Genomic DNA, 5,354 nt, shown 5'->3' on the forward strand with positions numbered 1-5,354 from the left:
GGTGTGCGTCCGATCCTTGAGAACTCAACAGCGTGTCAGTTTATTGATGCCAAGTTTTTGTTGTGCTGCTGGGCCTGCCCGCCCCCGGGTTGGGTCTGGTGGCTTGTTTGTCAGGTATCTACTCTCTTTTAAGAGTTTAGGTTTTTATCGGAGAGTTTGATCCTGGCTCAGGACGAACGCTGGCGGCGTGCTTAACACATGCAAGTCGAACGATGAAGGGGTGCTTGCACCCTGGATTAGTGGCGAACGGGTGAGTAACACGTGAGTAACCTACCCTTCACTCTGGGATAACTCCGGGAAACCGGTGCTAATACTGGATATGACCTCAACCTGCATGGGTATGGGGTGGAAAGCTTTTGTGGTGGAGGATGGACTCGCGGCCTATCAGCTTGTTGGTGGGGTAATGGCCTACCAAGGCGACGACGGGTAGCCGGCCTGAGAGGGTGACCGGCCACACTGGGACTGAGACACGGCCCAGACTCCTACGGGAGGCAGCAGTGGGGAATATTGCACAATGGGCGAAAGCCTGATGCAGCGACGCCGCGTGAGGGATGACGGCCTTCGGGTTGTAAACCTCTTTCAGTAGGGACGAAGCTTTTGTGACGGTACCTACAGAAGAAGCACCGGCTAACTACGTGCCAGCAGCCGCGGTAATACGTAGGGTGCGAGCGTTGTCCGGAATTATTGGGCGTAAAGAGCTTGTAGGCGGCTTGTCGCGTCTGCTGTGAAAGCCCGGGGCTTAACCCCGGGTCTGCAGTGGGTACGGGCAGGCTAGAGTGTGGTAGGGGAGACTGGAATTCCTGGTGTAGCGGTGGAATGCGCAGATATCAGGAGGAACACCGATGGCGAAGGCAGGTCTCTGGGCCATTACTGACGCTGAGAAGCGAAAGCGTGGGGAGCGAACAGGATTAGATACCCTGGTAGTCCACGCCGTAAACGTTGGGCGCTAGGTGTGGGTCCCATTCCACGGGGTCCGTGCCGCAGCTAACGCATTAAGCGCCCCGCCTGGGGAGTACGGCCGCAAGGCTAAAACTCAAAGGAATTGACGGGGGCCCGCACAAGCGGCGGAGCATGCGGATTAATTCGATGCAACGCGAAGAACCTTACCAAGGCTTGACATATACCGGAAACGGCCAGAGATGGTCGCCCCGCAAGGTCGGTATACAGGTGGTGCATGGTTGTCGTCAGCTCGTGTCGTGAGATGTTGGGTTAAGTCCCGCAACGAGCGCAACCCTCGTTCTATGTTGCCAGCGGTTCGGCCGGGGACTCATAGGAGACTGCCGGGGTCAACTCGGAGGAAGGTGGGGATGACGTCAAATCATCATGCCCCTTACGTCTTGGGCTTCACGCATGCTACAATGGCCGGTACAGAGGGCTGCGATACCGCGAGGTGGAGCGAATCCCTTAAAGCTGGTCTCAGTTCGGATTGGGGTCTGCAACTCGACCCCATGAAGTCGGAGTCGCTAGTAATCGCAGATCAGCAACGCTGCGGTGAATACGTTCCCGGGCCTTGTACACACCGCCCGTCAAGTCACGAAAGTCGGTAACACCCGAAGCCGGTGGCCCAACCCTTGTGGGGGGAGCCGTCGAAGGTGGGACTGGTGATTGGGACTAAGTCGTAACAAGGTAGCCGTACCGGAAGGTGCGGCTGGATCACCTCCTTTCTAAGGAGCTCAACGCGCACCCTGTACGGGGTGTGTGGTGGCCTGCTGCGTGGGCGAGTGTCCCACGGTGGGTTGCTCTGGGTGGAACATCAGTATTCTGTCGCCGGCGCCGGTCTGGTGCGCTCCTGCTCGAGTACGGCCCCTTCGGGGGTGGGGAAAGAGGGGGTGTGCTGGTCGGGGTGGGTGCTGACACGTTGTTGGGTCCTGAGGGATCGGGCCCTGCCCCTGGTGGGTGGGTGTTCTGGTCGCCTCTGGTGTCCGGGGCCGCCGGTGCTCGCAGCTTGGTGCTGCGGGTGGTGGTGGTTGGCCTGGTCGTATGTTGAGAACTGTACAGTGGACGCGAGCATCTTTGTGGCTTTTAAGTTTTTAAGGGCGCACGGTGGATGCCTTGGCACCAGGAACCGAAGAAGGACGTAGGAATCTGCGATAAGCCTCGGGGAGTCGATAACCAGACATTGATCCGAGGATTTCCGAATGGGGAAACCCGGCAGGCTTCATCGCCTGTCACCCGCACCTGAATATATAGGGTGCGTGGAGGGAACGTGGGGAAGTGAAACATCTCAGTACCCACAGGAAGAGAAAACAACATGTGATTCCGTAAGTAGTGGCGAGCGAAAGCGGATCAGGCTAAACCCTGGCTGTGCGATCACCTGGTAGGGGTTGCAGTCGGGGGGTTGTGGGAGTGTGTGTACCAGTGCTACCACGCTGGTGCGGAGTAAGAAATCGACGGTGTAGGCGAAGGGTCTGGAAAGGCCTGGCGCAGACGGTGACACCCCGGTAGCTTAAACATGGTCGACTCCGTATCGCATTTCCCAAGTAGTACGGGGCCCGAGAAATCCCGTACGAATCTGGCAGGACCACCTGCTAAGCCTAAATATTCCCTGGTGACCGATAGCGGACAAGTACCGTGAGGGAAAGGTGAAAAGTACCCCGGGAGGGGAGTGAAATAGTTCCTGAAACCGTGTGCCTACAATCCGTCGGAGCTGGCCTGCGGGCTGGTGACGGCGTGCCTTTTGAAGAATGAGCCTGCGAGTTAGTGCTCAGTGGCGAGGTTAACCCGTGTGGGGCAGCCGTAGCGAAAGCGAGTCCGAACAGGGCGTTTGAGTCGCTGGGTCTAGACCCGAAGCGGAGTGATCTACCCATGGCCAGGGTGAAGCGCGGGTAAGACCGCGTGGAGGCCCGAACCCACTTAGGTTGAAAACTGAGGGGATGAGCTGTGGGTAGGGGTGAAAGGCCAATCAAACTCCGTGATAGCTGGTTCTCCCCGAAATGCATTTAGGTGCAGCGTCATGTGTTTCTTGCCGGAGGTAGAGCTACTGGATGGCTGATGGGCCCCACCGGGTTACTGACGTCAGCCAAACTCCGAATGCCGGTAAGTGAGAGCATGGCAGTGAGACTGCGGGGGATAAGCTTCGTAGTCGAGAGGGAAACAGCCCAGATCACCAGCTAAGGTCCCTAAGCGTGTGCTAAGTGGGAAAGGATGTGGAGTTGCTGTGACAACCAGGAGGTTGGCTTAGAAGCAGCCACCCTTTAAAGAGTGCGTAATAGCTCACTGGTCAAGTGATTCCGCGCCGACAATGTAGCGGGGCTCAAGCACACCACCGAAGCTGTGGCAGTGACATATTGCTCGGCCCACCTCGTGTGGGTCCAGGCGTGTTGCTGGGTAGGGGAGCGTCGTGCCGGCAGTGAAGCATCCGAGTGATCGAGGTGTGGAGCCGGCACGAGTGAGAATGCAGGCATGAGTAGCGAATGAAGAGTGAGAAACTCTTCCGCCGAATAACCAAGGGTTCCAGGGTCAAGCTAATCTGCCCTGGGTAAGTCGGGACCTAAGGCGAGGCCGACAGGCGTAGTCGATGGACATCCGGTTGATATTCCGGAACCGGCGAAGAACCGCCCATACCGAATCACGTGATGCTAAGCGCCTGAATCCTGCTAGTGGCCGGTCCGCCCTTCGGGGTGTGCTGGTCGGCAGGTGGAACGCGTGACCCGAGCGTGTAGTAGGTAAGCGATGGAAGGACGCAGGAAGGTAGCCTCCGCGTGGCGATGGTAGTCCACGTCCAAGAGCGCAGGGCCGGGGAGTGGTAAATCCGCCCCATCAGTGCCTCAGGCTTGATAGTGACCGCGTATGCGGGAAGCAGGGTGATCCTATGCTGCCGAGAAAAGTTTCTAGCGAGGTTCTAGCCGCCCGTACCCCAAACCGACTCAGGTGGTTGGGTAGAGAATACCAAGGCGATCGAGTGAATCGTGGTTAAGGAATTCGGCAAAATGCCCCCGTAACTTCGGGAGAAGGGGGGCCTGCGGCGTGAAACCCCTCGCGGGTTAGCGCCAAGGGCCGCAGAGACCAGGGAGAAGCGACTGTTTACTAAAAACACAGGTCCGTGCGAAGTCGCAAGACGATGTATACGGACTGACGCCTGCCCGGTGCTGGAACGTTAAGGGGACGGGTTAGCCGTGAGGCGAAGCTCTGAACTTAAGCGCCAGTAAACGGCGGTGGTAACTATAACCATCCTAAGGTAGCGAAATTCCTTGTCGGGTAAGTTCCGACCTGCACGAATGGCGTAACGACTTCTCCACTGTCTCAACCGCGAACTCGGCGAAATTGCACTACGAGTAAAGATGCTCGTTACGCGCAGCAGGACGGAAAGACCCCGGGACCTTTACTATAGCTTGGTATTGGTGTTCGGTACGGCTTGTGTAGGATAGGTGGGAGACTGTGAAGCGGCCACGCCAGTGGTCGTGGAGTCATCGTTGAAATACCACTCTGGTCGTTCTGGACATCTAACCTCGGTCCGTGATCCGGATCAGGGACAGTGCCTGGTGGGTAGTTTAACTGGGGCGGTTGCCTCCCAAAGGGTAACGGAGGCGCCCAAAGGTTCCCTCAGCCTGGTTGGCAATCAGGTGTCGAGTGTAAGTGCACAAGGGAGCTTGACTGTGAGACAGACATGTCGAGCAGAGACGAAAGTCGGGACTAGTGACCCGACGGTGGCTTGTGGAAGCGCCGTCGCTCAACGGATAAAAGGTACCCCGGGGATAACAGGCTGATCCTGCCCAAGAGCTCATATCGACGGCATGGTTTGGCACCTCGATGTCGGCTCGTCGCATCCTGGGGCTGGAGTCGGTCCCAAGGGTTGGGCTGTTCGCCCATTAAAGCGGTACGCGAGCTGGGTTTAGAACGTCGTGAGACAGTTCGGTCCCTATCCGCTGCGCGCGTAGGAAACTTGAGGAGAGCTGTCCCTAGTACGAGAGGACCGGGATGGACGAACCACTGGTGTGTCAGTTGTCCTGCCAAGGGCACCGCTGATTAGCTACGTTCGGACGTGATAACCGCTGAAAGCATCTAAGCGGGAAGCACACTTCAAGATGAGGTTTCCATCACCTTCGGGTGGAGAGGCTCCCAGCTAGACTACTGGGTTGATAGGCCGGATGTGGAAGCACAGTAATGTGTGGAGCTGACCGGTACTAATAAGCCGACAACTTAAAACAACAAAGATGTTACGCGTCCACTGTACGGTCTCTCGAGATACGAACACGCCCCCCCCGGGTGAGATGTTCGACACAACTCGACAACGTTACGGCGGCCATAGCGTCAGGGAAACGCCCGGTCACATTCCGAACCCGGAAGCTAAGCCTGACAGCGCCGATGGTACTGCACTGGAGACGGTGTGGGAGAGTAGGACACCGCCGGACCAC

3 rRNA genes are annotated in these 5,354 nt (G+C 57.6%); all 3 read left to right on the forward strand.

Annotation, left to right across the window (positions count from 1 at the left end):
* Window positions 1–144 precede the first annotated feature (144 nt).
* The 3 genes from IEV65_RS15455 (at window position 145) to rrf (ending at window position 5,351) form a co-directional block, all read left to right on the forward strand.
* Window positions 145–1,664: ribosomal RNA gene (locus IEV65_RS15455) — 16S ribosomal RNA — on the forward strand.
* 356 nt (window positions 1,665–2,020) lie between these two features.
* Window positions 2,021–5,147, forward strand: a 23S ribosomal RNA gene (locus tag IEV65_RS15460).
* Between the two features lie 87 nt (window positions 5,148–5,234).
* Window positions 5,235–5,351, forward strand: a 5S ribosomal RNA gene (rrf, locus tag IEV65_RS15465).
* The 16S, 23S and 5S rRNA genes sit together here, the layout of an rRNA operon.
* The last annotated feature ends 3 nt before the right edge of the window (window positions 5,352–5,354 follow it).

The sequence above is a fragment of the Ornithinimicrobium tianjinense genome, from assembly GCF_014636495.1.
Lineage (GTDB): Bacteria > Actinomycetota > Actinomycetes > Actinomycetales > Dermatophilaceae > Ornithinicoccus > Ornithinicoccus tianjinensis.